The sequence below is a fragment of the Methylobacillus sp. MM3 genome (assembly GCF_001645185.1).
In the GTDB taxonomy this organism is placed as follows: domain Bacteria; phylum Pseudomonadota; class Gammaproteobacteria; order Burkholderiales; family Methylophilaceae; genus MM2.
Window position 1 is genome coordinate 110,170 of sequence record NZ_LXTQ01000040.1, and the last position, 24,754, is coordinate 134,923.

Annotated in this window: 24 protein-coding genes and 1 pseudogene; 7 read left to right on the forward strand and 18 right to left on the reverse strand. The window is 52.0% G+C overall.

The features are described from left to right. The first annotated feature begins 59 nt into the window (after positions 1-59). Together A7976_RS10905 and A7976_RS10910 are read left to right on the forward strand one after the other, a co-directional pair. Positions 60-320, forward strand: coding sequence for a KTSC domain-containing protein (locus tag A7976_RS10905; protein ID WP_067111453.1), 261 nt, complete (start codon positions 60-62; stop codon positions 318-320). Positions 321-453: 133 nt separating this feature from the next. After that, positions 454-819 (forward strand): hypothetical protein, encoded by a 366-nt coding sequence (locus A7976_RS10910; protein ID WP_067111457.1) that lies wholly within the window; start codon positions 454-456, stop codon positions 817-819. A gap of 46 nt (positions 820-865) precedes the next feature. On the opposite strand, the gene A7976_RS10915 is transcribed toward A7976_RS10910, so the two are convergent. From A7976_RS10915 to A7976_RS10925, 3 genes are all read right to left on the reverse strand, one after another. Further along, positions 866-1,228: an Ig-like domain-containing protein gene (locus tag A7976_RS10915; RefSeq protein WP_067111469.1), complete on the reverse strand. Its 363-nt coding sequence runs from the start codon at positions 1,226-1,228 to the stop codon at positions 866-868. A 106-nt stretch (positions 1,229-1,334) separates the two neighbouring features. Further along, on the reverse strand, positions 1,335-1,520 hold the full coding sequence (locus A7976_RS10920) for a hypothetical protein (RefSeq protein WP_067111472.1): 186 nt from the start codon (positions 1,518-1,520) through the stop codon (positions 1,335-1,337). Between the two features lie 316 nt (positions 1,521-1,836). After that, a complete protein-coding gene (locus tag A7976_RS10925; protein WP_067111475.1) occupies positions 1,837-2,178 on the reverse strand; it encodes a helix-turn-helix transcriptional regulator in 342 nt (113 codons plus the stop codon). A gap of 118 nt (positions 2,179-2,296) precedes the next feature. Here A7976_RS10925 and A7976_RS10930 point away from each other — a divergent pair, with 118 nt between their 5' ends. After that, positions 2,297-3,403, forward strand: a complete 1,107-nt coding sequence (locus tag A7976_RS10930) for an NADH:flavin oxidoreductase/NADH oxidase (protein WP_067111478.1) — start codon at positions 2,297-2,299, stop codon at positions 3,401-3,403. Between the two features lie 121 nt (positions 3,404-3,524). On the opposite strand, the gene A7976_RS10935 is transcribed toward A7976_RS10930, so the two are convergent. Next, complete coding sequence (locus tag A7976_RS10935; protein ID WP_067111481.1) at positions 3,525-4,202, reverse strand: HD domain-containing protein; 678 nt, start codon at positions 4,200-4,202, stop codon at positions 3,525-3,527. A gap of 158 nt (positions 4,203-4,360) precedes the next feature. Between A7976_RS10935 and A7976_RS10940 the strand changes: the two genes are divergently transcribed. Next, the gene (locus A7976_RS10940) at positions 4,361-5,320 is read left to right on the forward strand and encodes a GlxA family transcriptional regulator (RefSeq protein ID WP_067111483.1); all 960 of its coding nucleotides are present in this window, start codon (positions 4,361-4,363) and stop codon (positions 5,318-5,320) included. Between the two features lie 521 nt (positions 5,321-5,841). Here A7976_RS10940 and nth read toward each other — a convergent pair. The 9 genes and pseudogenes from nth to A7976_RS10980 all read right to left on the reverse strand — a co-directional run bounded on the left by nth (position 5,842) and on the right by A7976_RS10980 (position 14,282). Beyond that, positions 5,842-6,561, reverse strand: a complete 720-nt coding sequence (gene nth / locus A7976_RS15480) for a hypothetical protein (protein ID WP_067111486.1) — start codon at positions 6,559-6,561, stop codon at positions 5,842-5,844. A 34-nt stretch (positions 6,562-6,595) separates the two neighbouring features. Beyond that, positions 6,596-7,798 (reverse strand): hypothetical protein, encoded by a 1,203-nt coding sequence (locus tag A7976_RS10950; protein WP_067111489.1) that lies wholly within the window; start codon positions 7,796-7,798, stop codon positions 6,596-6,598. After that, positions 7,791-9,464 carry a DEAD/DEAH box helicase gene (locus A7976_RS10955; protein ID WP_240483865.1) on the reverse strand — a complete coding sequence of 558 codons (1,674 nt, stop codon included), beginning with the start codon at positions 9,462-9,464 and terminating at the stop codon, positions 7,791-7,793. Before A7976_RS10955 ends, A7976_RS10950 begins: the two co-directional genes overlap by 8 nt. Positions 9,465-9,469: 5 nt before the next feature. Then, positions 9,470-10,591, reverse strand: a complete 1,122-nt coding sequence (locus A7976_RS10960; RefSeq protein ID WP_067111495.1) for a ParB/RepB/Spo0J family partition protein — start codon at positions 10,589-10,591, stop codon at positions 9,470-9,472. An 18-nt stretch (positions 10,592-10,609) separates the two neighbouring features. Further along, complete coding sequence (locus A7976_RS10965; protein ID WP_131801021.1) at positions 10,610-11,362, reverse strand: hypothetical protein; 753 nt, start codon at positions 11,360-11,362, stop codon at positions 10,610-10,612. Between the two features lie 85 nt (positions 11,363-11,447). Next, complete coding sequence (locus A7976_RS10970) at positions 11,448-12,875, reverse strand: DNA cytosine methyltransferase (protein WP_067111501.1); 1,428 nt, start codon at positions 12,873-12,875, stop codon at positions 11,448-11,450. Between the two features lie 317 nt (positions 12,876-13,192). Further along, positions 13,193-13,282: pseudogene (locus A7976_RS15360) on the reverse strand (NrdJb); the annotation flags it as partial. A gap of 97 nt (positions 13,283-13,379) precedes the next feature. Further along, positions 13,380-13,835, reverse strand: a complete 456-nt coding sequence (locus A7976_RS10975) for a carboxymuconolactone decarboxylase family protein (RefSeq protein WP_067111504.1) — start codon at positions 13,833-13,835, stop codon at positions 13,380-13,382. 30 nt (positions 13,836-13,865) lie between these two features. Continuing rightward, positions 13,866-14,282 carry a cupin domain-containing protein gene (locus tag A7976_RS10980; RefSeq protein WP_067111506.1) on the reverse strand — a complete coding sequence of 139 codons (417 nt, stop codon included), beginning with the start codon at positions 14,280-14,282 and terminating at the stop codon, positions 13,866-13,868. Between the two features lie 103 nt (positions 14,283-14,385). Between A7976_RS10980 and A7976_RS10985 the strand changes: the two genes are divergently transcribed. Further along, positions 14,386-15,804: a PLP-dependent aminotransferase family protein gene (locus tag A7976_RS10985; protein ID WP_067111509.1), complete on the forward strand. Its 1,419-nt coding sequence runs from the start codon at positions 14,386-14,388 to the stop codon at positions 15,802-15,804. A 259-nt stretch (positions 15,805-16,063) separates the two neighbouring features. Here A7976_RS10985 and gshA read toward each other — a convergent pair whose 3' ends face one another. From gshA to A7976_RS11010, 5 genes are all read right to left on the reverse strand, one after another. Continuing rightward, the gene (gshA, locus tag A7976_RS10990) at positions 16,064-17,581 is read right to left on the reverse strand and encodes a glutamate--cysteine ligase (protein ID WP_067111512.1); all 1,518 of its coding nucleotides are present in this window, start codon (positions 17,579-17,581) and stop codon (positions 16,064-16,066) included. A 25-nt stretch (positions 17,582-17,606) separates the two neighbouring features. Next, positions 17,607-18,368 carry an ABC transporter permease gene (locus A7976_RS10995; RefSeq protein ID WP_067111515.1) on the reverse strand — a complete coding sequence of 254 codons (762 nt, stop codon included), beginning with the start codon at positions 18,366-18,368 and terminating at the stop codon, positions 17,607-17,609. After that, positions 18,365-19,318, reverse strand: coding sequence for an ABC transporter ATP-binding protein (locus A7976_RS11000; RefSeq protein WP_067111518.1), 954 nt, complete (start codon positions 19,316-19,318; stop codon positions 18,365-18,367). The genes A7976_RS10995 and A7976_RS11000 overlap by 4 nt, the downstream gene beginning before the upstream one ends. Before the next feature lie 21 nt (positions 19,319-19,339). After that, the gene (locus tag A7976_RS11005) at positions 19,340-19,957 is read right to left on the reverse strand and encodes a glutathione S-transferase family protein (protein WP_067111521.1); all 618 of its coding nucleotides are present in this window, start codon (positions 19,955-19,957) and stop codon (positions 19,340-19,342) included. Between the two features lie 87 nt (positions 19,958-20,044). Then, entirely contained in the window at positions 20,045-20,755 is a 711-nt protein-coding gene (locus A7976_RS11010) for an NrdJb (protein ID WP_067111523.1), read from the reverse strand. 191 nt (positions 20,756-20,946) lie between these two features. Here A7976_RS11010 and A7976_RS11015 point away from each other — a divergent pair, with 191 nt between their 5' ends. Together A7976_RS11015 and ligD are read left to right on the forward strand one after the other, a co-directional pair. Then, positions 20,947-21,921 carry a Ku protein gene (locus A7976_RS11015; protein ID WP_067111527.1) on the forward strand — a complete coding sequence of 325 codons (975 nt, stop codon included), beginning with the start codon at positions 20,947-20,949 and terminating at the stop codon, positions 21,919-21,921. A 234-nt stretch (positions 21,922-22,155) separates the two neighbouring features. Next, positions 22,156-24,705, forward strand: coding sequence for a DNA ligase D (gene ligD, locus A7976_RS11020; RefSeq protein ID WP_067111530.1), 2,550 nt, complete (start codon positions 22,156-22,158; stop codon positions 24,703-24,705). Positions 24,706-24,754 lie beyond the last annotated feature (49 nt).

The window sequence follows — 24,754 nt, forward strand, 5'->3', positions numbered from 1 at the left end:
GTCGGCCCACCCATGCGGTTTGACCCCATGAATGTGGTAACTCAAGGATGGCAATCGTTATGGAAATGATCAAGGTCAGCGCCGGAAAACTCCGCGGCATCGGATACGATGCAAAAACCCGCACCCTGCGTGTGCAGATGGATGACGGCAGCGCCCTGGAATACAGCGGTATCGCCGAAGCCCTGTGGCACCGGTTTCAAAACTCCGGCTCGCAGTGGAGCTTTTACCGCGACAATATCGAAGAAGAATTCACCGCCAGGCGCGTTTCAGCCAGCGCCCCAGGCGGCAAGAACCCGCTCGACGATCTGTTCAAGCCCTAACAGGCCGTCAAGCCGGAGCTGTTTCCGGTTGGATATTGCGAAGTTGCCCTTTTTGCCACTTTGTCTTGGGGTGCTGCCGGGTGTTAAAGTGGATGGGACAGACATCGTGGCTCTGAGACAGTGGGGGTGGCCCATGGACATCGATAGCTTGCGCGATCAGACTGTTGCCTATCTGGCGCTACGCTGGCCCGAATTGCAGGAAGGCGCTCCGCGGCTGGTCGATGAGTGTTTCGCCAGCGCCAGAAAATCATTTCGTAACGAATTCATCTGTCAGCTCAGCCCACAAGCCTGGGCCAGGATCACGCTGATCTACTTCAAGCATTTCCTCGATACCGGCTGCGATGTGTCAGTTGGCGAAATGTTCGCCGCCGTGATCCGCGATTCGATCAATTTGAACCGCCTGGATGTGCTGACCCTGGATCTCGCCCAACAAAAGCAGGAGCCGGCCGGGCACCAGAAAAAAACGCCGCTCAAGGTCGTCAAGAAGGATGAGACTTGAGGCACTCTTAAAGTAGCGAGTTCTGAAGGTTCTGCAATTACCCGGCTTATTTGACCGTAACCGTCACAATACTTTGAATCCCAGTCAAGGCATGGCTCGAAGTCGCCTCTTTAACAGCGATGGTATGCTTGCCTGGGGTCAAATCAGGTAAATCCACACTGCAAGGACAGCGGCCAACATCCTGGTAAACGATGGGTTTCTGGTTGTCCACATAGATATGGACGTGATTATCTTTTGCGCTCAAATGCACATCAAAATCCACTTTGTTTCCCATAGCGCTTTTCAGCACAACGCCATCGGCAGGGGAGGTGATCGTGATCGACCCGTCAGCCGCAGCATCGGCGGCTAGAGCAGAACTTGTAGGTATCGCGAGCGAAAAACAGATAAGCAGATGTTTTAACAGTTTCATGATGGTCTCCTTGGGGCCTGTATCAAAAATACTGCCTGAGTCGGCGAAGACGGTGTAGCTATGGTGTGACTAATGGCGCGCTTGATGGAAAGGATAGGCCGCAATCTCATGGGTGCGTTTCCCGCCAAACCATAACCGCAAGCCCTGCCGCTACCAGGCATGCGACCGCGCTTGCCCACAGAGGAATATTGACGCCGTTGATAACGACTGACCACCCCAAGGCCAGGCGTAGCAACTGCATCAGCGCGATCAGCCCGAACACCACGGCTGCGAAGGAACTGAACGGTTTCATGTGGGCCTCCTGTACGCTGCCCTTGCCCGAAATCTTTGTTGTGTGGTGAAGGGCCGTGCCATGCATATCTCTGTCATGGAGTCTTGAATCGCGGGCAACTTGGTAAGCATGTCCGGGTTATTCGGGCGGTGTCGAGCACAGCTTCCCCCGACTTTCTATCTCAATAATTTACTTTGAAATCAGATTAATAGGTAAGTTTCACCGTTTGCGCCGGTTTCCGCACAAGCAGAATTGGAAATCTTGCCAATGCTCTTCGTGGCAGGAACAGTTTATTGAGATAACACGGATAAATAGGGCCTGACCCCATTTATCCGTGTTATCTGGGTGGCTGTCTGAAGATATCGAAATCAATGGCTGTAGTTGCCTTGAGTACAGACTGTAGAACACCGGGATACTTCCGCTCGATTTCCTCGATCCTCAAGGAATTCATGTGCTCAGTACCGTCAATCACAGTCTCAACAAGCCCCGCGCTTCGCAGTATCTTGAAGTGATGTGACATGCTTGATTTCGGACGATTCAGATCGAATTCCCCACATGTCATTTTTCTTCCTGCCTTGGCAAGGCGCGCAACAATTTCCAGACGCGTAGGGTCCGCAAGGGCATACATGATGTCCGTCAGTTCTACCTGCTCGATGGTCGGGTGTTTGATTTGTCGCATGTGCAAAATTTATCACAAGGCTTGATATCATCCTATAGTTCGATTATATTCGAACAACAGAATTAAGCGGCTTACTTTATTGGCAAGCTATCCCTGAACATTGATCAAGAGGTTCACCATGGCAGATCTATTTTCTTCCTTTCAATTAAAGGATGTCACATTAAAAAACCGAATTGCGATCCCTCCGATGTGCCAGTACATGGCCGACGATGGCCTCGTGAATGACTGGCACAGAGCGCATTATGCGAATCTGGCGCGTGGTGGAAGTGGCCTGGTAATCGTGGAGGCGACAGCAGTGGCACCGGACGGACGCATCACGCCGCACTGTCTGGGCATATGGAATGATGCTCAGGCTGAACGGCTGCGTGAAATAGCAGCCGCAATCAAGGCTGCCGGTGCCGTACCAGGCATCCAGATCGCGCACGCTGGACGTAAGGCGAGTGCCAATGTGCCATGGGAAGGCGACGACCATATCTCTGCGGATGATGCACGTGCATGGCAACCAATTGGACCGTCAGCCATCGCATTTGGTGGCGGCCTTCCTCGTGTACCGACTGAGATGACGATTGATGACATCAAACGAGTGAAAAGTGAGTTTGTTGCAGCGACACGCCGTGCCCGCGAGGCCGGGTTTGAATGGCTGGAACTGCACTTTGCACATGGATATTTGGCTCAGAGCTTTACTTCGCCTCACGCTAACCTTCGCACGGATGAATACGGCGGCAGCTATGAGAACAGAGCCCGATTCACACATGAGACGCTTTCGGCAGTCAGGGATGTTTGGCCGGAGAGTCTGCCGTTAACCGCTCGATTCGGCGTTGTGGAATTCGATGGCAAAGACGAGGATACACTGAGCGAATCCATTCAATTGGTTAAAGAGTGGCGCAAGCTCGGGCTAGACATGCTAAGTGTCAGCGTTGGATTCACCATCCCAGACACCAATATCCCATGGGGGCCAGCATTCATGGCACCTATCGCCCAGCGAGTCCGGAATGAGGTTCAGATGCCAGTGTCTTCTGCATGGGGCTTTGGCGCGCCAAAGCTTGCCGATCAAGCCATACGCAACGAACAGCTGGATTTGGCGATGATCGGACGAGCCCATCTGGAGAATCCCAATTGGCCATATCAAGCTGCAAAGGAACTAGGTAAAAAGAGCCCGGCCTGGGTACTGCCCCCACCGTATGCTCATTGGTTATCCAGATATAAAAGTCCTACAGCAGGCTAATTGACGATAACTCTTTTGGTTGAGGGCGCCTATTTGCAGCCGCGTACCTGGCATCTTGGGTACGCGGGCCTTTGAAACCACAACTAAATATCGAATAAATGGGGGCTGACCCCATTTATTGTTATTTTCCATGCACTGGACAATTGGCTGACTGGCATCCGTCATTCCATGCAGAACCCAGAATCAAGCTGCAAAAGTTTATTCTTTTGTAATTGGGCGCCTTCAAAGCCAATACATCCGCTTTTACATTGCCGAATGTGGTTTCAGGTTTATGCATGGTCCCTTTCGCGAAGGCATCGATGATGCCTTCCTTGAAATTGGCTTCTCTAGGATGGGCCTGTACTACAGCCTCTCGATCCTCAGCGTTGAACAACTCATAAGCCATTCCAAGTACATCCATTTCTACCCCGGCAGTGACCAGGGAAACGACAGGTTTTTTATGCTGGGGGATACCCGGCGTGGTATGCAATGCGATGGAATCCCATACCTGCTCGATATCCTGCTCTGGGATGCTGTAGCTTTTCAAGAAAGCCTTCGCCGCATTGGCACCATCCACCTCAAACCGATCCTCCTTGCTGCTATAGGAAGCGACCAAACCCATGTCATGGAACATCGCGCCGATATAAAGCAACTCAGGATCGAAATCCAATTTCTTGCGTTTACCCGTCAAGGCGCCAAACAAAAATACACGTGATGAATGGTTAAACAACAGTTCTGTCTCCGTGTCCCTTACCAATTCAGTGGCGGCTTTCGCCATGGGACTATCTGGAATCTGGATGCCGGCAATAGTAATGCTCATATAATCTCCGAATGCTTGATGAACGAATCCTGCAAGGCTTCAGAACCTTGAGGTGACGGAAATCACTTTAGGAGCGCTTACTATTCGGAACAACTCGATTCATCCCACCTTCTCTGCCATCCATACCATCAATGCTGCCAAGCCTCTCTTGAGACGATATGAGAACAATCGCGATTGCCATTTTTCCTGACGTTCAAGCCCTGGATGTTGCTGGCCCACAAGATGTTTTTGCTGAAGCGAATCAGTTTCTTGCGGCTGAAGATCGCTATCAGTTACTGCTGGTTGCTGAAGGCCTGGAACCGGTAAGAGCTTCAAACGGAATGCAGTTGATCGCGGATCAATGTTTTAAAGATTCAGTCAAGGCATTCGATACCGCACTGGTCCCCGGCGGGCCACAACTGCCTTTTACAGATCCGCTTCACAGCCTTGTCGGCTGGATCACTTCAACAGCGCCGCTTTGCAAGCGATATGGTTCAATCTGCACGGGTGCCTTTGTACTGGGCCATGCGGGATTGATCAGAGGTAAACGGGTCACCACCCATTGGCAGAATGCCTCACTGCTGGCTCAACGATTCATCGACAGCAAGGTGGAACTCGACAGCATTTACATTCGCGATGGACATTTGCTGACTTCCGCTGGCGTTACAGCGGGCATTGATGCGGCGCTGGCGCTCGTCGCAGAGGACCACGGATCACAAGTGGCACTGGCGGTCGCCAAGAGACTGGTTGTCTTTGTGCAACGACGAGGCGGGCAATCGCAGTTCAGCCCTTATCTGACGTTGACAGGTGATGAGAACTCACCCCTTTCCGAAGTCCAGAATTTTGTACTAAACAACATCCAGGAACAGTTTACGGTTGACCGACTGGCAAAAGTCGCCGGCATGAGCCCTCGCAACTTTGCCCGTATGTTTGTTCAGGCCACGCAACTGACACCGCACGAATTTATCGAAAGGGCGAGAATCGATACCGCCAGGCGATTATTGGAAAGCTCTTCTTTGCCGTTTAAAACGGTAGCCTTTGAAAGTGGCTTCACCAGTGCGGAACGAATGCGTATAACTTTTATAAAACGAATTGGTGTGTCCCCACGGGACTATAGAGACGGCTTTCGGCGAAATTGACGAATAAATGGGGTCTGACCCCATTTATTTGAAAAGAGTCCGGCCTGGGTACTGCCACCACCATATGCTCATTGGTTATCCAGATATAAAAGTCCTACAGCAGGCTAATCGACGATAACCCTTTTGGTTGAGGGGCTCTTTGTAGCACTTCCGCGTACTAGCATCTTTGTACGCGGTTCGTGAAATCTCTACTGAACATCGAATAAATGGGATATGACCCCATTTGAAGTGGCCGCCATCGTGCTGGTGAGCACATTGCCACCAATATCGAAGAAAAATTCACAGCGAGGCGCGTTCAGCCAACGCTCCGGGGCGGTAAAAACCCCCTCGACGATCTTTCAAGTCGTAATAGTGGGTGGCAGTTCGCATGGAATCATGCTGGTACTATGTTGCGGGCGGAGGGGCTACGCCCCCAGACTGACTATCGGGGGCGATCGAGACAACGCTATAGCCGGCCTTCACACACATGTAGGTAACTATTCTCCATGCAGCCGGTGCCCGCATAGTGGGTACTTAATAAATTACTTTTGTTTTGTTCTAAGCACACCTATTTTCTTGCACCATGCTGCGATCGGGCAAATGTCGCATTTAGGCTTTCTCGCATTGCAAATCTCTCTACCTAGGGAGACAAAATTTACATGTAACGAGAAGCGGAGTTCGGCAGGGATCTTGGATTGGAGGCGGTCCATATCTCGAGGTGAGCAATGACCGCCTTTCTGCGTTGGTCGAATCCACCCGAGCCTCCGTGCGATACGCCAACAGTGGGTGTCTACTGGAAAGACATTACGGCCCAGACTGTACATCATTACGCAGCGGGCGACTTTTCTGCCAACGGTGGGCAACGTGGTGAGGAATCTCTCGATTTCAGCGTCTGACATTTGATGTAAAACTTCTAAAGTCGGGGCCCCGAACCGGGTAGCAACAATGCTCAATATCGCTTTTATCGCCTTGGCTTTCGTATTGGATAGCCCTCCGCTAGCGATGGTCGCCGCAATTTCTGGCTCAGTCGCATCGAGTAGACATTGCCCACTGGGGAACACGGATTTCAATGCTTGGTAAGAAGCTAGATAGCTCGGTTCTGTGGTTTTCGTGCTACAAACGATGAACATGAGTTCGTCGAGAGGGTCGTCGAGGTTGTAGTGATCGAAATCGTGATAGCGAGACTTGAGCGCGGCGGCGACCTCGAACACGCTGCGCGGAGCTTTCGTTTTTGGCGGTGAAGATTTCTTTACTGAAGTCATGGGCAGGCAAACGTGATGTTTACGCCAGCGTTAATTACAGCTGCAGCCCATGGAGCCTTTTAGGCCACGGCTGTGCTGGGTCATATATAAGGGCTTGTATACCTAGTTTCGTGAGCACCTCGATGGCGTAACTTTGAATCTCGCGGCACCCTGTTTCGTGAAGAACTAAACGAGCTTCTAAGTTCCCATAGTCTTTGATGAGTTCGTTTAGATAACAGGCTAATTGAAAAGCCCCCTTCGCAGCCTGAGCCAGTAAGTTGCCAGCGTTGGAGCTTTTGATTTCGAACACGTTCAGTTTGCTGCCGGACCTGAACATCAGATCGATAGAGCCGCTTTCATAAGGAACGACACCCTTGGTTAGAAGATAGCTAGAGATGTCCTTCAACATCGCCTGGTGAACCTTCTCCGCATGTTCCGTTTTGTTGAGCGTTTCTTCCAGGTCACGGAATTTGCTGTCTACGGAGATAAATTTCCTCGCATAAATTTTATCTGGGTCGATTTCAGTGAACTCAACGTCTACAGACGGCGCTCTCGAGGGTGCTGCGTGCGCATCTGTTTCGTGGTCTAACGCCATTTCAGCGAGCATCAAAGAAAGGGGATCTGAAGCTTTTAAGGCCTCGATGGTGTCGGGGCTGAGAGGTGATCCGATTCGCTCGAGGAGTAGAGCGTAAGCGTAATTCGAATAAGCGCCCAATTTCTCGCCGTTACCTTTCGCCCAAACCTGATTTAAAGTTAGGCCAGATATGACGGCTCGCAGAGCGCTCTGAGCCATACGAAGTCTGTTGTGAGGTAGCAGCTGGAGATTGATTTGTGAAAGCGATCTATTGTCTGGCGGGAGTAATTTAGTTTGCACGGAGTTTCTGACGAGTGCCCTGAGTGAATCAAATGCGGCAACGTCTAGCTCAGATACGCCTAACGACAGCTGGCGTGTCTGGGGCGCTCTGTATTTCGCTGCGCCTGAATAGTCTGTCGCGAGTCTTAGCGATGCTGTGATCTCTGGCGTAAGCAAATAGTCGCCGGAGTGATAGCCTTCGATTATCTGCTCGATCTTCTTTATTCTTACGACTAGAAAGAGCCTGTTTTCGGGACCTCGCAGCACGACCCAAAGCCGCCTACCAGCTAGGCTCTTCGGCTCTAAGGTAATTTCATTATTGGGGAGAATGTAGCTGGCAGAAACTCCTGCGTTCCCGAAGAAAGCGCCTTTATCGCTATTGATAACCCAGGCTAGGTCAAGCATGAGGGGCTAGTTCTGCTAACGCGTCATCGAGAGACGTTGGCCAAGGGATATGGTCGCCCAGCAAATCGTGTTGGCGAACTTCTTTCCCTCTTAACCTAACCACCTCAGTTTCTTCCACTGTGTCTTTGCAGATTAAAAGGTAATAGTTGACCTCTGCCGCAACCTGCCCTCGTCTATGAATCCTATCTAACGACTGTAGGTAGTGCGCTGCTTGGTTAGAATAGGACAAATACACGGCATCGTAAGAGGCGTGCAATGTTATACCGGCGCCGGCGGCTGCAGGATTGCCGATAAACAGCATTGTTCCAGGGTTTTCTTGGAAAGATAGAACTGCTTCTCGTCTGTCCGACGAGAGGACGGACCCATCAACTCTGACCGGGTTAAAGCGCGTGTATCGATTCGCGATTTCGTCCAAACTTTTTTTATAAAAAGACCAGACGATGACTTTCCTTCCTTGAGAAATCAAGTCCCCAAGGAGTTTGTCGAGTACAGCATATTTCGCTGGAGTGTCTGAGAAAGTCGGGTCAATAGCGCTAGGACAAGCACATATCTGCATCAGCGCAGCTCTCCGCTGAAAATACGTCGCCAGACTTTTCTTAAAAGTCTCGTTGTTCAGATGTTTAAGTTCTAATTCCAATTCGGTGCGCGCCTTGTCGTACATCAAGGCTTGTTTACCACTCAGCTCGATCCTGAGAACGTGGAAGTTTTTCTCGGGTACATGCTGCAGAATTTCTGGTTTAAGCCGGCGAATGAAAACGCCTTTCGTGTCCACTAAAGACGCAATTTTGTCCCAATCGTCCGCCGGGTCCTTAGATTTTTTAAATCCACCAAAGGTGAACCCGAGGTCCGCCAAATCGAACTGGTTGACAAGGTCGTGCGCGGAGTTCGGCGCAGGAGTACCACATAGGACGAAGCACCGTTGGCATTTCGCTCTTAATTTTCCAACAGTTTCAGAGCGAAATGATTCGCCATTCTTTAAGTAGTACGATTCGTCGACGACAAGTAGGTAGCGGCTAGAAGATGCACTCCCTACCAGAGAGCTTAACATCGTCTCAACGCTTTCGTAGTTCGACACGAGAACATCGAAGTCACGTAGCGCAGCTTCGTACTTCTGCCGACGGTTGCCTTCTGCCGTTGCGACTCTGCACTCAGACCCGAGGAACCGAGCGATGTCTTTCGGCCATTCGCTAACCATACTTTTAGGACACACAACGATCATCGCATCGATTTCGGAGAGCTTTCTGAGCTCGTCGAACGCGGCGATGGTCATCACGGTTTTGCCACTACCCTGCTCGTCGAACAAGCAAAGTCCCAAGAGCCCGGGAAGCTTCATCGCTGCGACAGCAGAGGCCTGCGCAGGCTCTAGAATGTTATTCCAGTCGCCAGATAAAGAGGAGTGCTCGTTGCTCTCGATGATGTTTAGCGCTTTTGCTCTAGCTGCCTCATGTCCGTTGAATTTAGCCAGAGTGTCCGCAGTTAGTTCATCGAGCTCGCCTTGCCCAAGAAGGTCTGAAACAGCGGAAAGAGAAGGTAAAGGGAAAGAGACGAAATCTTTTCCTGATTTAACACGAGAACCGATACGTTGAGAGAGCTGGGCCTTAAGCTTTAGAAGCTGGATCCCCGAACACTCGACATAGACGCTCTCATCTGCGACCCTAACTTTCATAATCGTCACTCTGACGCAGCTTTGCTCAATCTAATGACAAGTTCCAGCGCTGACTCAAGGTTATTACGAGAGTTGACGGGAATCTGTTTGATATCTGCGGCAGTCATTCCGTGTAGAAATTTCACGAACGTGTCGATTCTACCCACCGCTTCGTCCGCACTTTTCACAACTCTAGCGTTATAGTCGAGAATGGCTTTGGCAGACTTCGCGGCCGCAGGGTCGATTTGTAACAGCGCGGCTTTGGCTTCGGGATGTTGCCACGCCTTGTATGCGACTCTGACTTCCGGAAAGCTCGAAAACTTTGATTCGTATATCCATCTAAAGAATTGAATTTTGAAGTCGATATCTGTCTTGAGCGGCTCGAAGAACGATTTTTGGGCTTCGTTGAAGTACTGATAATTTTTCGCCGCTATCGTTTCTGCTTCTTGTTCCGATAAACCTAGACCACCGCCAAATTCATCACTCATGTCACGCGGGGTTGACGCGAACATTATGAACTCGGTGATTATTTCGTGGATCCTTAAGGTTTCCTTAATTTTCGATCTGGCCCAACTGAACTTTTTGGAAATCTCTTCGGGCTTGAAGCCGTCTTCATGAGCTTCAACCACTTTCACGGCTTTCACGTAATCGGGCCACTCGATCTTAAGCGAAGCGGAGAAGTTTTCTTCTACGAGAACGTTCTGTTCATCTTCAGCGGTAGCTACTTCTGACAATACGTGAACATCGATGGATTCGAGGTCCTGACGGTTAGGGTCAGTCGATGGCATGTTCTCCAGCGCGTACTTTACGGCGAAGAATCTACGGTTCCCGTCTAAGAGCTTACCTTTGAACGACAAAGTCAGTGGTTCACGCAAGCCGTTTTTTAAAATGTCATCGCGAAGTTCTTTTAATTTGACCTCCGGGTCGTTTTTCATTAAATCGAATATTTCGTCTTGAGTGAGCTCTCTGTCGCCGACTTTGGATAGAAATTTCTTTTTCTCAAGTTCGATTCTGGGGTTATCTACCCAGCCTTGAATCGATGAAACTTTAATTTTCCCTTCCCAAACAATGATCTTTCTCCCGTTGTAAAGCCTTTGTTTGACTTGAGGTTTGGGGGTGTTTAACAGAAACGGTGGCTGGGTTGTCATTGTTAATTAGTTCCAATCTTATTTAACGGTCGCCTCTAGTGCATTCAACTTACATTCTAGATAGAGAATACGCTTGATGAGGTCTGCTTTCTTCATTTGATCGTAGCATTTAGCGGGCGCCGGTTTTTCCTTGTAACAACTTGCGAAAGGAGAATGATTGTCGACGAACGGTGTATTTATATGTCGGGCCAAAAGTTTTTCTTTCTCTATTCTCGACACCCAGAAGTTCGCCATGTCCGCGGTGAAGCGTTTGTACAATTGCTTGCTTAGGGCCGGAATTAGCCCTCCAGCGGTCTCTTCAAAAGAACAGTCTCGGCATATAAAAACGGCTAAGTCCAAAGCGGCAGTCGAGCTCTTCGTCTCCGCGAGGAGTACAAGGAAATTCGACATCCAGTCCTCGTGGTAGCTAATACCCCATTTCATTCCGGTTGCTGTTGGTCCCATTTTAAGCACGGGTGCAGCGGGTCTACGGGGATAAAAGTAGCTCTCGATCTGGCCTGATGCTTTTTTTAATGGCACCGTTAGGAAATTGGAGGAAATTCTTTTCTCTGGATTCTTTTCTCCGCCAGTGATTTTACCTAGCTCGATAACCTGTTTGAGGCCTTCTGGGGTATTCGCAACTAAAACTAGCCGGGTGAATTCAAGCTCGATTTGCTTTCGAAAATTTTTACCATTGAAAGTATCTGGGTTGAGATCCAAGCTACTAACGGTGAAGTGCTTGCACGCGGCATCGAATGATAAGAAATACATTAATACCGATGTCCGTTCCAAGTGAGTTTTCCCCGTCTGGTTCCGGGAAGAAAGCCTTTCGAAGCAGTCACAGACAAACTCGGGACGAAGGTAATTCGACATTGTTTTACTCTCGCTTTTTCTTAGTTCTTGAAATCGATTTCTCATCAGAAAAGATAATGTCTCTGTCACGAGCGCGTAGTGGCTTTCCAGAGCTTACGAACTGCTCGAAAGACATGTATTCGGATTCACCCCTCAAGTTGTGACCCGTTAGTACGGCCTTGATCTGTGTGGCGATTTCATAAGCTAGGCGCGGCGGTACCGCGTTGCCGATTTGTTGGTATTTCGTTTTTACAGTTTTTCCTTCAAAAACGAACCAGTCAGGAAACGTTTGGATACGAGCAACTTCTCTCACCGAGAATATACGCTTCTCTGTAGGGTGCCAGACACCTGCGTTCTCTGGTTTAAAAGCTGCGGTGATCGTGCCCGCGATTTCGTCGCGGTGGAATCTTCGATAAAAATTTGGCCATCGATAGCGCTCTATGTTGTCCCACACTCTCTTGAGGCGCTCAGGAAGTTTCTCATACGGAATATCCTTCCACGAGCCGCCTTCAGGGACCATGCTACCAATATGTAGGGCCTGGGGGTTCAACTGCATGAGCTCATTTTGGTTTGGAACGCTAGTGCTCAGGTCCAAAACAGTATGCTTGAGACTAAGATCCTGTCTATCTATCGGATGCGGGAACGAAAAAGTCCCAGAAGTTTGAGACCTATCGACGCCAACGATTAGAACTCGCAACCTTTTTTGAGGTACATGGTGACGAGATGCATCAATTAGGCTGAAGACAACGTTGTAACCTAAAGCGTTAAGCTCTTCGCATATCTCCTGGATCAATAGCTTCTCGCCGTTCTTGAACGAGAGTAACCCACGGACGTTTTCGAAAACCACACACTTTGGCTTCAGATCGCGAACGAAAGCTAAGGCAGTTTGATATAGGGTTCCTCTGCCATCCTCAAGCCCACGCCTAGAGCCGGCGTTCGAGAAAGGTTGGCAAGGAAACCCCGCGGTTAGAACGTCTGGACGATCGCCTAACTTAGGCGGGGGGATTTCTCTAATGTCTTGATCGTAAATCTCACCGATGTTTCGACGATACGTCATGCACGCATCTGCGTTGATGTCGTTTGCAAATACTGTTTTGAAGCCTGCTTGGTGAAAGCCTAAATCAAACCCACCGCAACCCGAAAAAAGGCTGACGTGAGTTAACTTACCACCGGCGTTAACCGATGATGGCCGAGTGAAAATTTCCCACGGGCGCACTGCGGCCACTTCAGAGGCCGGTGATTGAACGATCGCGTTCAGGGCTGAAGAAAGCAAATCTTGTATTGTCGTTTGTTTTTCACCGGCGAGCTGTTTGATTTTGCCGTGCGTTTCTTTATTAACCTCGACGGTGATTGTTTTGATTTCTAAGCGCTTTCTTCTGGCAGCTTGAGAGGCTCTTATTTTTTCGGTACGGCTCGGCGCACCAACCGTTTTTTTTTCTGATGCTACTTTCATCGAGATTCTCACGCCTAGTTTGAGGCGTAAATTAACGTTTTTCTGTTTACATGTAAACAGAAAAACTATCAAAAAAGACCAGGTATTTTCTCCGATCAATTAAAGCGTATGAATTTACTGCAGATATTAATTGAAAGCGTCATAGCATATTGCTTCGTGGAGAAGGATCTGAGAATGAAGCTATGTAGCTGTTGCAGTAGAAGGTCGGTTAGAATTTTCAAGAAGAAAAATATCGCCCTGATCTCTTGGCGCTGAAAATCATAAATAAAAAAGCCATCATGATGATAATGGCTAAATTATTATGCAATTAACCTACCTCAACCGCACTTACTTTCCCCGCAGTTCAAGCAAGTCAAACACCCAACCATGATGATCGCAGCCTTGGTTCTGCATTTGGCGCATAGCTGGGGCGCCGGGCGGGAAGCGCGATACTCAGCATTCGATGCGACTTAACCCTATGGCGCCAGTTGCGCCTGCGACAAATACTTTCATGAATTTCTCCTGTCAATTCGCCAATGCGGCCTGGGGTGTATTCCGGAAGCTGATGGCCATGCGGTTATATGCGTTCATGAGGCCGATGGCGATCGTCATATCGACGATTTCGCGCTCCTCAAAAACCGTACGCACGGCCTGATAGGCATCGTCAGGTACGCCCGTTTCGGCGACGCGTGTCACCGTTTCGGCCCATGCTAGGGCAGCTCTTTCGCGGGCATCGAACAAATTTCCCGCTTCAGGCCAAGCTTGAAGCAGCGCGAGCTTCTCGATGGGCTGGCCCTTTTTCAATAGGTCACGCGTATGCATGTCCAGGCAAAAGGCGCAGTTATTGATCTGCGAAACGCGCAAAAAGACCAGATCGATAAGAGCGGCAGGAAGGCCGCTTTGCATCACGTAGCCATAGACTGCGCCAAGAGCCTGCACTCCTGCTGGCGCAATCCGGTTGTAGTCGAGACGTTTACTCATTCGATTTCCTTGACTTGAATGGCAAATGGTTTATTTAACGGGGGTCACAAGTTGCTTGTCGTCCGTATCCACGACAAACACGGCGAGAAGTTTTGCCGGCTTGGTTTTGCTTGCATTTCGACTCACGGCATGGGTTGAACCGGGCGTCTCGTGAAAACTTTCGCCTGCGTGATATATCCGTTTGGGGCCGTCGTTGACCTGCGATTCAATCGCACCGGACACCACATAGGCATAGATGAATGCAGATTTGGCATGCGTGTGGGATGGGGAGGCTGCGCCTGGCGCGTAATTAACCTCAACCGCAATCAGCGATTTGCCGGGGATATTAGGGATTGCTTGATTGAATTTTGGCGTGGCCTTTTCGCCAGCTTCATGTGCGGCCGCTGGCAGTACGGTATTGATCGTGATTGCAGCCAGGATTGCAGTGAATAGTGAACGTAATTGCATGATAGCTCTCCTTAAATATAGGGATTGGGATATGCATTTTTAGCCCAAAATGGTACAAATTAAAGAACCAAGAATTGACTATTTTTATGTACCACTACCATCTATGACCAAACCGCTAAATATAGAACTGGACCGATCTGCCAAGACGTCGCTAGCAGAGCAAATTCGAAAGGGAATCACTTCCGCAATTGAGGGCGGAGTGCTCTTGCCTGGCGCTCGACTACCATCCTGGTTGGATTTGGCGGCGCAACTAGGTGTCGCTCGAGGAACGGTGAGATTGGCTTATGAAAGGCTGATGGATGCACAACTCATTACAGCATCGCGTGCAACAGGTACCCGCGTCGCTGACCGGCCACGTATTCTTGGCGGGCGAGATGAACCGCCTGATCACGGACCCTTTATGGATATGTATCAGGAACTCATGGCGGGACCGGCGATATTCCAAATGGGCGTCCCTGCACAGGAGACCCTGCCTGCGAAACTCTTCACACGAATCCATTCCTACGCCATTCGCGCAGAACTCAGTAAGGCTGCTCTTTACCCCGATCCTCGCGGTGAGCCTGAACTGCGCCGCGAAATTGCTGCATATCTGACTATTGCCCGCGGTCTGGAATGTTCCCCTTCACAAATCTTCATTACAGGAGGATTTAGTAGCGGGCTTGGATTGACGATGCGTGTGCTCGGGCTGCAAGGACAGAAGGCTTGGGTAGAAGATCCCAGTTTTCCTATTACAAAGCATGGACTAGGTTTGGCTGGTTTGTCGCTGGCGCCCATACCGGTAGACGAGGAGGGCATCGATATCGACTATGGGATGCGTACCGCAGCGGATGCGGCCCTTTGTGTCGTTACTCCTGGCCAACAGGCACCGCTGGGTATGACCATGTCACTGGCAAGACGATTGCAATTATTGGATTGGGCCGCGCAAAAAGAGCAGTGGGTGATTGAAGACGATTATTTGAGTGAATTGCAACTGAGCGCCCGGGCCGCACCTGCGCTTGCTTCACTCGATCGCGCAGGACGCGTCATCCATATTGGCTCGTTCAGTAAAACCATCACGCCCACATTGCGTTTGGGATTCATCGTGTCGCCTCCATCCATTGCATCACGATTCGCAGAAGTTGCAGCATGTCTTGCGCCTGCACCTATCCCGGCCGTGCAGTTGGCAACTGCAGAATTCATGCGAGATGGTCATTACATTCGACATCTTCGACGTACTAAACGGCTTTATTCAGCACAACAAGATGCCTTGCAGAATTATCTGGAACCGCGGGTCAACGGTATCGATGTTGCAACCGCAGGGCTAGCCGCACTATTGTATTTGCCAGACGGAACCGACGATATTTCTCTGGTACGGGAAACATTGGCATATGGCCTGGCTCCTGCACCGCTGTCGGCATGGTATGCCTCCCCGGCGTCAGCACGGTCAGGATTGCTGCTTGGTATCTCTACCGCACCCCAACAGCACATTGGAAGAGCCTGTGACCGCCTATTGGAGATTTTAGAGCGCTATAAAAAGCACTAGCTGCCAGCTGAGTTTATTGCCTTGGAGTGTCAATTAGTTCTATCTCGAACGACTGCATTGCATGGCAGCAATCTATCTGCCTCGAAAATGTGGGATGAAGCAAAAGATGCGATGTAATGCAGAGGCCTAGCTTGTTTATTGGTCTGGCCGATAACGACGAACACTGTACTAGGTTAAGCGCGTAAGAAAAGGGGTATGTAGCTTACAAAGCGAAGGTTCGGCTTACTGCCAACGCCTACTTGCACCATGTCGGGTGAAGTCAAACGCTGAGTGAACGTGTGGCCAGATAGTTCTGGCGATACGTCTCGAAGGGAACCTGGTCGGCCGCTTCGATAGCTTTTTGCTCGGCGATCGACTGGAGGGTCATGGCGAGAAAATGAGTGTTCTGCTCCGAACTCAAGGGCCGACTGAGCAGAGAACTTTTGGCCGCCAGCGACTGAGCCATGATGAAGCGCACGTGCGAGCTTTCATGACTTTCGGTCATTGCATCGAGCACCCGAGCTGAAGGCGCACAGGCCGGTGTGTGTAGAGTTGCGCGCGCCATGTTCAGGGTGCGGACATAGTCGCCATCACCGTGGGTACGATCCAGAGCCTGGGCAATCGGTTCCATTTCGGCGAGCACAGCATCACCCCAGTTGGGCACTGAAATCTCCATGCCACCACGCTCCAGTTTCAGTCCCGGATCACGGCCGTGACTGGCTACATGGTGTTGGTTACGCCCCAATGCGGCAATTTCCTCGAGCGTGTCGGGTGGGCTTTCGTGCAGCAGGCAATGCAGCAACAGCATGTCGATAAAACGCATGGTGGCGCCATCAATACCGACGGGCAAGAAGGGGTTCAGGTCCATGCAGCGCACTTCAACGTATTCAACGCCTCGCTCGCGCAGCGCGTGTAACGGCCGTTCTCCGGGACGGATCACCCGCTTAGGGCGAATAGTGCCGTAGAACTCATTCTCGATCTGGAGCAGGCTGGTGGCGAGCTGGTTGTAGTCACCACCGGGATTGCGTATGCCGACCGCAACGTAGGGCGCGTAAGGTTCGGTCATTGCCGCTTGGAGCGATGCCGCATAGATTTCCAGGCTGTTGTAGCTGACCGCAATCGAGGACTGGGCATCGCTCTGGTAGCCCAAGCGACCCATGCGCAACGAGGTGCCGTAGGGCATGTACAGGCTTTTACCTCCGAGTGAGCGCAATTCATGCTGGCGTCCCTCGACAAAGCTGCTGCAAACGGCCGGCGAAGCGCCGAACAAATAGAGCAACAGAAATGAGTGACGGCGAAAATTGCGTATCAGTGAGAAATAGTCGTCGGTTCTCAGGCCTGGCATCGACCAGTTGTAGTGGATACCAGAAATCATTTGCATGCGTCGGCCGTAGCGATGGCCCAGGCCCATGCGATAGACGCTCTTGGCACGGCCGACGTTGGATGAGCCATACATACCGATCGGGATGGTTTCGTCGGTCGGCAGGCAGCAGGGCATGCTGCCGGTCCAAAGTATTTCTTCGCCTATGGCTCGATAGACGAACTGATGAATCTCGGTCAGTTCTTTTAGGCAGGCGTCAATGTCGCCATGAACCCCAGTAACCAGTTCCAATTGTGCTTCGCTGAAGTCCGTAGTGACACGCGGATGTGTCAGCGCTGATCCGAGTGCGCTTGGATGAGGGGTTAGTGCCAAATTTCCGTCAAATTGCGCTCGCAAACTTTCCTTTTCGATGCCACGACGCATGCCGGTTAGCTGCTCGGCCGATACCTCACTTAATCGCTTTATGACACTAGCCATACGGATAGCTTCTTGTATGAACAAGTCATGTTCTGAGCTTATACCCTGTCTTGAAAGCCCACCAAACAAAAGTCAGACAGGCGACTAGAAAACCTAAGGTCATGCCGATGCTCACCGCAATATTTACGTCGGCAATGCCATAAAAGCTCCAACGAAAGCCGCTAATCAAGTACACCACCGGGTTGAACAAAGTGACTTTCTGCCACAGCGGTGGAAGCATATTGATTGAATAGAATGCGCCACCAAGGAAAGTTAGCGGAGTGACAATCAACATTGGGATCACCTGTAGTTTCTGAAAGTTGTCTGCCCACAATCCAATGATGAAACCAAATAGACTGAAGGTCACAGCCGTGAGCAAAAGGAAGGCAAACATCCAAAAAGGATGGGCGACTTCGTATGGCACGAACATGCGCGCAGTAGCCAGAATCAACAGGCCCAGCATGACTGATTTTGTCGCCGCCGCACCTACATAGCCGATCACTGCTTCGCCCCATGAAATAGGCGCCGATAGAAGTTCGTAAATGGTGCCAGCCCACTTGGGCATGAAAATACCAAATGAGGCGTTCGAGATACTTTCATTGAGCAGGGACAACATGACCAATCCCGGAATGATGAAGGCGCCGTAACTGACACCATTGATATCGCCCATGCGTGAGCCGATGGCCTTGCCAAACACGATAAAGTATAGGGAAGTTGTCAGCACAGGCGCGGCAACGCTCTGCGCAACGGTGCGGAAAGTCCGCGCCATCTCGAAACGGTAGATGGCGAGAATGCCATGAATATTCATGAGTTCACAGTGTTTGACTGATGGATCAAACTCACAAAGATGTCCTCTAGCGAGCTTTCGCTGGAGCGCAAATCCTTGAATTCAATGCCGTGCTTACTCATCAGGCGAAGCAGGTCGGCGATCCCTGTTTCCTCTTTCTGTGAGTCAAATGTATAGACGAGGGTCTGTCCATCCTCCGAAAGCTCCAATGACTTCTCACTCAACTCGGCCGGAATGTTGGTCATGGGGTGCCTCAATGTCAGGGAAAGTTGCTTCTTGCCGAGTTTACGCATCAGTGCATCTTTGTCTTCCACGACAATTAACTCACCCTTGCTGATTACCCCGATGCGATCTGCCATGTCTTCCGCTTCCTCGATGTAGTGCGTGGTCAGAATGATGGTCGTGCCCTGTACGCGAAGTTCGCGCACCATCCGCCACATGTCATGACGCAACTCCACATCCACACCCGCGCTGGGTTCGTCCAGAAACAATATCTTTGGCTCATGGGCCAATGCCTTGGCGATTAGTACCCGACGCTTCATGCCGCCTGACAGTGTCATGATTTTTGCGTTGCGCTTGTCCCAGAGCGACAGATCGCGCAGTACTTTTTCCAGATATGCCGCATCAGGCGCCTTGCCGAACAAGCCTCGGCTAAATTTAATCGTAGTCCAGACCGATTCAAAAGCATCGGTGTGCAGTTCCTGCGGTACCAGTCCTATTGTCGCCCGCGCTGCACGATAGTCACGCACGGTATCGTGTCCATCAGCACTAACTGTCCCCGACGATGCATTGGTGATGCCGCAGATGATATTGATTAAAGTCGTCTTGCCCGCGCCATTAGGCCCCAGTAAAGCGAAGATTTCACCACGATTGATGTCAAGGTTGACGTTCTTGAGCGCCAGAAAACCGCTTGCATAAGTCTTGTCAATGCCACGCAGGCAGACGATCGGATTGGGCGTAGCAAGAGTCATGGATAGGGACACTACGTGACTTTAGCTCGCCGTCCGTTCTAGCCAGGCTTTCACGCCAGAGTGTTCGCTGACCTCTTGGTGCACGCGCATTAACTTCGGGCAGTGATCAAACACGGTCTTTGGTACATGGTCTACCGTTCCCGATGCGAACCAGCGCACGACCATGTACAACTTGAGATCGACAACATGCAATTTGTCGCCCCCGACGAAGGGGTGGTTGGTAAGTTGGTTTTCGACATTCGTTCCCCATATCGGCAAATACGCGTGCGCAAGTTCCTCACGCGCGGCGCGTTTTTGCGTTTCGTCGGAAATGCGCAGTGTCGGGCTCACGGTGTGGCGCAGATCTTCAACGTAATCCATTAGTGCTTCGTGCTGAGCAGCTTCGAAATCATTCTTGGGGTGCAACCCGTGCTGTCGTCCTATATAGACGAGAATTGCGTTCGACTGCGCAAGGGGGCTTTTGCCAGGTAGTTCCAGGACAGGCAAGGACCCAAATGGAGTCTGGGGCTTTAGCAGTGGCCACTCAGAAGTCGGCACTCGCATGTCGTCGAAATCGACGCCTGCGAGATGCAGAGCGATGCGGCATTCTTCACCACGACTGCCAGCGAAGTCAAAATAAATCAGGCGGGGCTTTGACATATAGATAAATCCTTCGTTGAATGGTAACCACCGAGTAAAAATGGGAGGGAACCTACAAACAAAAAAAGGGCCGAGGCCCCTTTTTTGTTAACCGCACTTACTTTCCCCGCAGTTCAAACAAGTCAAACACCCATCCATGATAATCGCGGCCTTGGTGCTGCACTTGCCGCATAGCTGGGCGCCGGGCGGGAAGCCTTCGGCGTTGGTTTCGCCGCCGGCTTGGGTGTGTTTTTCCATGTATTCGGCGCGTTTTTCGGCGATCAGTTTTTTCTGGTGCTGGTCGGGTTCCGGCTTTTTCAGCATGCCGATTTCCTGCAGGTGCTGTTCTACCACTTCGCCGATTTCGGCGACCAGGCTGGGGATGTATTTACCGCCCTTTTTGAAGTAGCCGCCATTGGGGTCGAACACGCTGTGGAGTTCTTCGACCAGGAAGGTGACGTCGCCGCCCTTGCGGAAAACGGCGGACATGACGCGGGTGAGGGCGACGATCCACTGGAAGTGTTCCATGTTCTTCGAGTTGATGAAGATTTCGAAGGGGCGGCGGTGTTCTTGCGGAGTGCCCTCACCGACGACGATGTCATTGATGGTGATGTAGAGGGCGTGTTCGGTGACCGGGGTCTTGACCTTGTAGGTGTTGCCGACCAGTTTTTCGGGGCGGCTCAGCGGTTCGCCCATCTGCACGATGTCGGCGACTTTTGCAGATTCGGCAGACACGGCGGCAGCGGCTTGCTCGGCCTTTTTATCTTCTTCCGACTGCACGTTGTAACCGGTGATTTTCTTTTCGATCTTGATGGCCATGGTGGTTCCCTCCGTGGAATTAGACGTCATCATAACCCACATAATATTGAATTTCCAGTCTTGCAATACACATTATGTTGTGTCTTTTGCAATCGGCGAGCGGACGCCGCCGGGCGCGCCAGAAACCTAATGCTAATCAATGGGTCTAGTTGTTTTTACACGTAAATTCTATCGAATCGGGGGTAAGAAACATGCCACGAGCGATATGGAAAGGCGCGATCAGTTTCGGCCTGGTGCACATCCCGGTGGAGCTGTATCCGGCGGAGAGCCGAAAAGGGCTGGACCTGGACATGCTGGACAAGCGCGATTTCGCGCCGGTGGGTTATAAGCGCTACAACAAGTCAACGGGCAAGGACATCGACTGGAACGACATCGTCAAAGGCTACGAGTACGAGAAAGGCAAATACGTGGTGCTGACGGACGAAGACCTGAAGCGCGCCAACGTCGAGGCGACGCAGACCATCGATATCCTGTCTTTTGTCGATTCCGAGGAGATCCCGGAGATTTATTTCGAGCAGCCGTATTACCTCAAGCCGGCGCGAGGCGGTGCCAAGGTGTACGTGCTGTTGCGCGAAACATTGAAGCGCGCCGGCAAGGTGGGTATTGCGCAGGTGGTGATCCGCACCAAGCAGCACGTGGCGGCGCTGCTGCCGATGGACAAGGCCATTGTGCTCAATCTGCTGCGCTATCACGATGAATTGCGTTCTACGGACGATCTCGAATTGCCGGACACCAAGGACAAGAAAGCGGCCGTGACGGACAAGGAAGTGCAGATGGCGCTCTCGCTGCTGGAAGACATGACCGAAGCCTGGCATCCCGAGCAATACCACGATACCTACCGCGACGATGTGATGGCGCTGGTCGACAAAAAGATCGAGGGCAAGCAGACGCATGCGCTAACCGAGCCGGAAGCGGGCGAGGAACACGCGCCTTCATCGGCGAAGGTGATCGATCTGATGGAGCTGTTGAAGAAGAGTATCGGCAGCAAGGGCCAAAAGGGTGCGACCCAGCCAGCGGTGGAAAACGAGGGCGTGGAAGAAACGCCCAAGGCAGCATCGCATCGGCGCAAGACGGGAATTGCCGCTGCGCCGGGCCGGGCAAGCGCCACCGCCAAATCAAAAACAAGCAGCCCGGGCAGCCGCTCTACGGCGCGCAAGGCGGCTTAACGGAGAAGCAGCCGGTAGCGCAGACGTTCTCGGAAAATTGGGTTGCAGGCGAGACGCCTGCGCTACATAGGCAGCCCTCACCCCAGCCCTCTCCCGCAAGGGGAGAGGGAGCGATTGCTCTGTTGAGAGAAGGGTAGAACCCTAAGATCGTATTCCCTCTCCCCTTGCGGGAGAGGGTTAGGGTGAGGGTGAAATTACCGAAAAACGGAGTGCGACAAATCGAGGAGACTTGCCATGAGCCTGGAGAAATACTGGCAAAAACGCGACTTCACCAAAACCCCCGAGCCGCGCGGCAAGGTGGTGCGGCCGGGCAGGCAGCTCAACTATTACATACAGGAACACCACGCCAGCCGGCTGCATTACGACTTTCGGCTGGAACTGGAGGGCACGCTCAAGAGTTGGGCGGTGCCCAAGGGGCCTAGCCTCGACCCGGCCGATAAGCGGCTGGCAGTGCATGTCGAGGATCACCCGCTGAGTTATGGCACTTTCGAAGGCGACATTCCCGAAAATCAATACGGCGCGGGCCATGTGAAACTGTGGGATCGTGGCGTGTGGGAGCCGGAAGGCGACGCGGCCAAGGCCTATCGCGCGGGCCGGCTCAAATTTCATCTCGACGGGCGCAAACTGCACGGCGGCTGGACCCTGGTGCGCATGGGGCGGCAGGAAGGCAAGCAGGATAACTGGCTGCTGATCAAGGAAAACGACGACGAAGCCCGCCAAGGCGACGAGGCGCAAATCACGGAGCTGCGGCCGGAAAGCGTGGCCGATAAGCCGCAGGGCAGGCAAAAGAAAACAGCCGAAACACGATCCGGCACATCAAAAAAACCCACCAAGCGGGCGACGCGCAGCGTCTCTGCGAAAGAAATCGGCGGTGCGGTTGTTTCGGACATGCCGGAAATGTTCAATCCGCAACTCGCCACCTTGGTTGAGCATGCGCCCAAGGGCGACGAGTGGTTGTCGGAGGTGAAATTCGACGGCTATCGCGCTGTGTGCCGCATTGAGGATGGCGCAGCAAAAATCTATACCCGCGCGGGCAACGACTGGACGAGCAAATGGAAAACCATTGCCGGGGCGCTGGGCGAACTGCCGGTAGAAAACGCCTGGGTGGACGGCGAAGTGGTCGCGGTCGAGCACGACGGCAAGGTCAGTTTTCAGGCCTTGCAGAACATGATGCGCGAGGGCAAGGCAGCGCAACTGGCGTATTACATTTTCGATTTGATGTATCTCAACGGCCATGACCTGACTGCTGTTCCGCTGATCGAACGCAAGCGCCTGTTGCAGGCGCTCTTGGCAAACGTGCCGGAAGGCGGGCCGCTGATTTATAGCGACCACATCGTCGGCGGCGCACCGGAGGTGTTCGAACACGCCTGCATGCACGGGATGGAAGGCATCGTTGTCAAGCGTGCCGACGGCGCATACCTGCAAACGCGCGGCCGCTCGTGGCTGAAGGTGAAATGTATGCAGCGGCAAGAATTCGTGGTCGCCGGGTATACCGATCCGGCCGGGTCGCGCGAAGAATTCGGTGCGTTGCTGCTGGGTGTTTACGAGGACGGCAAGCTGCGCTATTGCGGCAAGGTAGGCACTGGCTTCGGTGGCGGATTGCTGCGCGATGTTGCAAAAAAATTCAAGGCGTTGGAGCTGGAAAAGCCCGCGTTCGACAATCCTCCGACCGGCAGCGAAGTGCGCGGCGTGCACTGGCTGAAGCCGGAGCTGGTGGCCGAAGTGGATTTCGCGCAATGGACCAATGGCGGAAATATCCGCCACGCTTCTTTTGTCGGCCTGCGTGCCGACAAGCCCGCGAAAGAGATCGTGCGCGAACGCGCGCTCAGTGACAAGGAGCTGGAGAAAACTGAACGCGAAGCCAAGCCCAAGGCACGAGCCAAAGAAGGGAGCGCCAATATCGCCGGCATCGAAATCTCGCATCCCGACAAGATACTGTTTCCGCGCATTGGTCTGACCAAGCTCGCGCTGGCGGAATATTACGAAGCGATCGGCGATTGGATACTGCCACATTTGCAGGATAGGCCACTGACGCTGGTGCGCTGTCCGCAGGGAGATGCGCACGATTGTTTTTTCCAGAAGCACGTCAATGAAACGATAGCGGAGGCCATCGATCGCGTTGATGTGCCGGAAGAAAAAGGCCGCAGTGTCTACATGATGGCCAACAGCCTGGAAGCTGTAATCGGGCTGGTGCAGATGGGCGTGCTGGAGCTGCACACCTGGGGTTCGCGCGCCGACAAGCTGGAATTCCCGGACCGCATGATTTTCGACCTCGACCCGGCGGAAGGACTGGGTTGGGAAACCGTGGTCGAAGGAGCGCAACTCATGCACGGTCTGCTGGATGAAATCGGCCTGCGCAGCTTTCTCAAGACCACGGGCGGCAAAGGCTTGCATATCGTCGTGCCGCTAAAGCCGGAACGACCGTGGGACGAGGTGAAAGCGTTTTCCAAAACCATCGCCGGACATCTGGCGTACGCGCTGCCCGACCGTTTTACCTCCAACATGGCCATGAACAGGCGCGGCGGAAAGATATTTATCGATTATCTGCGCAACGGCCGGGGAGCTACTGCCGTGGCGGCTTTTTCCACGCGCGCCAAGCCGGAAGCGACGGTATCCATGCCGATTTTCTGGGAGGAGTTGGACAAGGGCGTGCGTGCCGATGCCTTCAATGTACGCAATGTGCGGGAGCGCCTGAACGGATTGAAAAATGATCCATGGAAAGACTATTGGAATCTGAAGCAGGAAATCACCGACGAAATGCTGAAATTGTTCGATAAAAGGTGATGCAATCCGGAAGCAAAGGAGTATCTTTATTCAGGAATAGTGAAAAAAG

Bases quoted from the DNA above. Each gene is read 5' to 3' on its own strand.
- A7976_RS11005 (WP_067111521.1), bottom strand. From the start codon at position 19,957: ATGTCAAAGCCCCGCCTGATTTATTTTGACTTCGCTGGCAGTCGTGGT.
- A7976_RS10955 (WP_240483865.1), bottom strand. From the start codon at position 9,464: ATGAAAGTTAGGGTCGCAGATGAGAGCGTCTATGTCGAGTGTTCGGGG.
- A7976_RS11000 (WP_067111518.1), bottom strand. From the start codon at position 19,318: ATGACTCTTGCTACGCCCAATCCGATCGTCTGCCTGCGTGGCATTGAC.
- A7976_RS10930 (WP_067111478.1), top strand. From the start codon at position 2,297: ATGGCAGATCTATTTTCTTCCTTTCAATTAAAGGATGTCACATTAAAA.
- A7976_RS10985 (WP_067111509.1), top strand. From the start codon at position 14,386: ATGACCAAACCGCTAAATATAGAACTGGACCGATCTGCCAAGACGTCG.
- A7976_RS10975 (WP_067111504.1), bottom strand. From the start codon at position 13,835: ATGAGTAAACGTCTCGACTACAACCGGATTGCGCCAGCAGGAGTGCAG.
- A7976_RS10960 (WP_067111495.1), bottom strand. From the start codon at position 10,591: ATGACAACCCAGCCACCGTTTCTGTTAAACACCCCCAAACCTCAAGTC.
- A7976_RS10980 (WP_067111506.1), bottom strand. From the start codon at position 14,282: ATGCAATTACGTTCACTATTCACTGCAATCCTGGCTGCAATCACGATC.
- A7976_RS10905 (WP_067111453.1), top strand. From the start codon at position 60: ATGGAAATGATCAAGGTCAGCGCCGGAAAACTCCGCGGCATCGGATAC.
- nth (WP_067111486.1), bottom strand. From the start codon at position 6,561: ATGACTTCAGTAAAGAAATCTTCACCGCCAAAAACGAAAGCTCCGCGC.
- A7976_RS10925 (WP_067111475.1), bottom strand. From the start codon at position 2,178: ATGCGACAAATCAAACACCCGACCATCGAGCAGGTAGAACTGACGGAC.
- A7976_RS10935 (WP_067111481.1), bottom strand. From the start codon at position 4,202: ATGAGCATTACTATTGCCGGCATCCAGATTCCAGATAGTCCCATGGCG.
- A7976_RS11015 (WP_067111527.1), top strand. From the start codon at position 20,947: ATGCCACGAGCGATATGGAAAGGCGCGATCAGTTTCGGCCTGGTGCAC.
- A7976_RS10970 (WP_067111501.1), bottom strand. From the start codon at position 12,875: ATGAAAGTAGCATCAGAAAAAAAAACGGTTGGTGCGCCGAGCCGTACC.
- A7976_RS10915 (WP_067111469.1), bottom strand. From the start codon at position 1,228: ATGAAACTGTTAAAACATCTGCTTATCTGTTTTTCGCTCGCGATACCT.
- A7976_RS10995 (WP_067111515.1), bottom strand. From the start codon at position 18,368: ATGAATATTCATGGCATTCTCGCCATCTACCGTTTCGAGATGGCGCGG.
- A7976_RS10940 (WP_067111483.1), top strand. From the start codon at position 4,361: ATGAGAACAATCGCGATTGCCATTTTTCCTGACGTTCAAGCCCTGGAT.
- A7976_RS10910 (WP_067111457.1), top strand. From the start codon at position 454: ATGGACATCGATAGCTTGCGCGATCAGACTGTTGCCTATCTGGCGCTA.
- ligD (WP_067111530.1), top strand. From the start codon at position 22,156: ATGAGCCTGGAGAAATACTGGCAAAAACGCGACTTCACCAAAACCCCC.
- A7976_RS10950 (WP_067111489.1), bottom strand. From the start codon at position 7,798: ATGCTTGACCTAGCCTGGGTTATCAATAGCGATAAAGGCGCTTTCTTC.
- A7976_RS11010 (WP_067111523.1), bottom strand. From the start codon at position 20,755: ATGGCCATCAAGATCGAAAAGAAAATCACCGGTTACAACGTGCAGTCG.
- gshA (WP_067111512.1), bottom strand. From the start codon at position 17,581: ATGGCTAGTGTCATAAAGCGATTAAGTGAGGTATCGGCCGAGCAGCTA.
- A7976_RS10920 (WP_067111472.1), bottom strand. From the start codon at position 1,520: ATGAAACCGTTCAGTTCCTTCGCAGCCGTGGTGTTCGGGCTGATCGCG.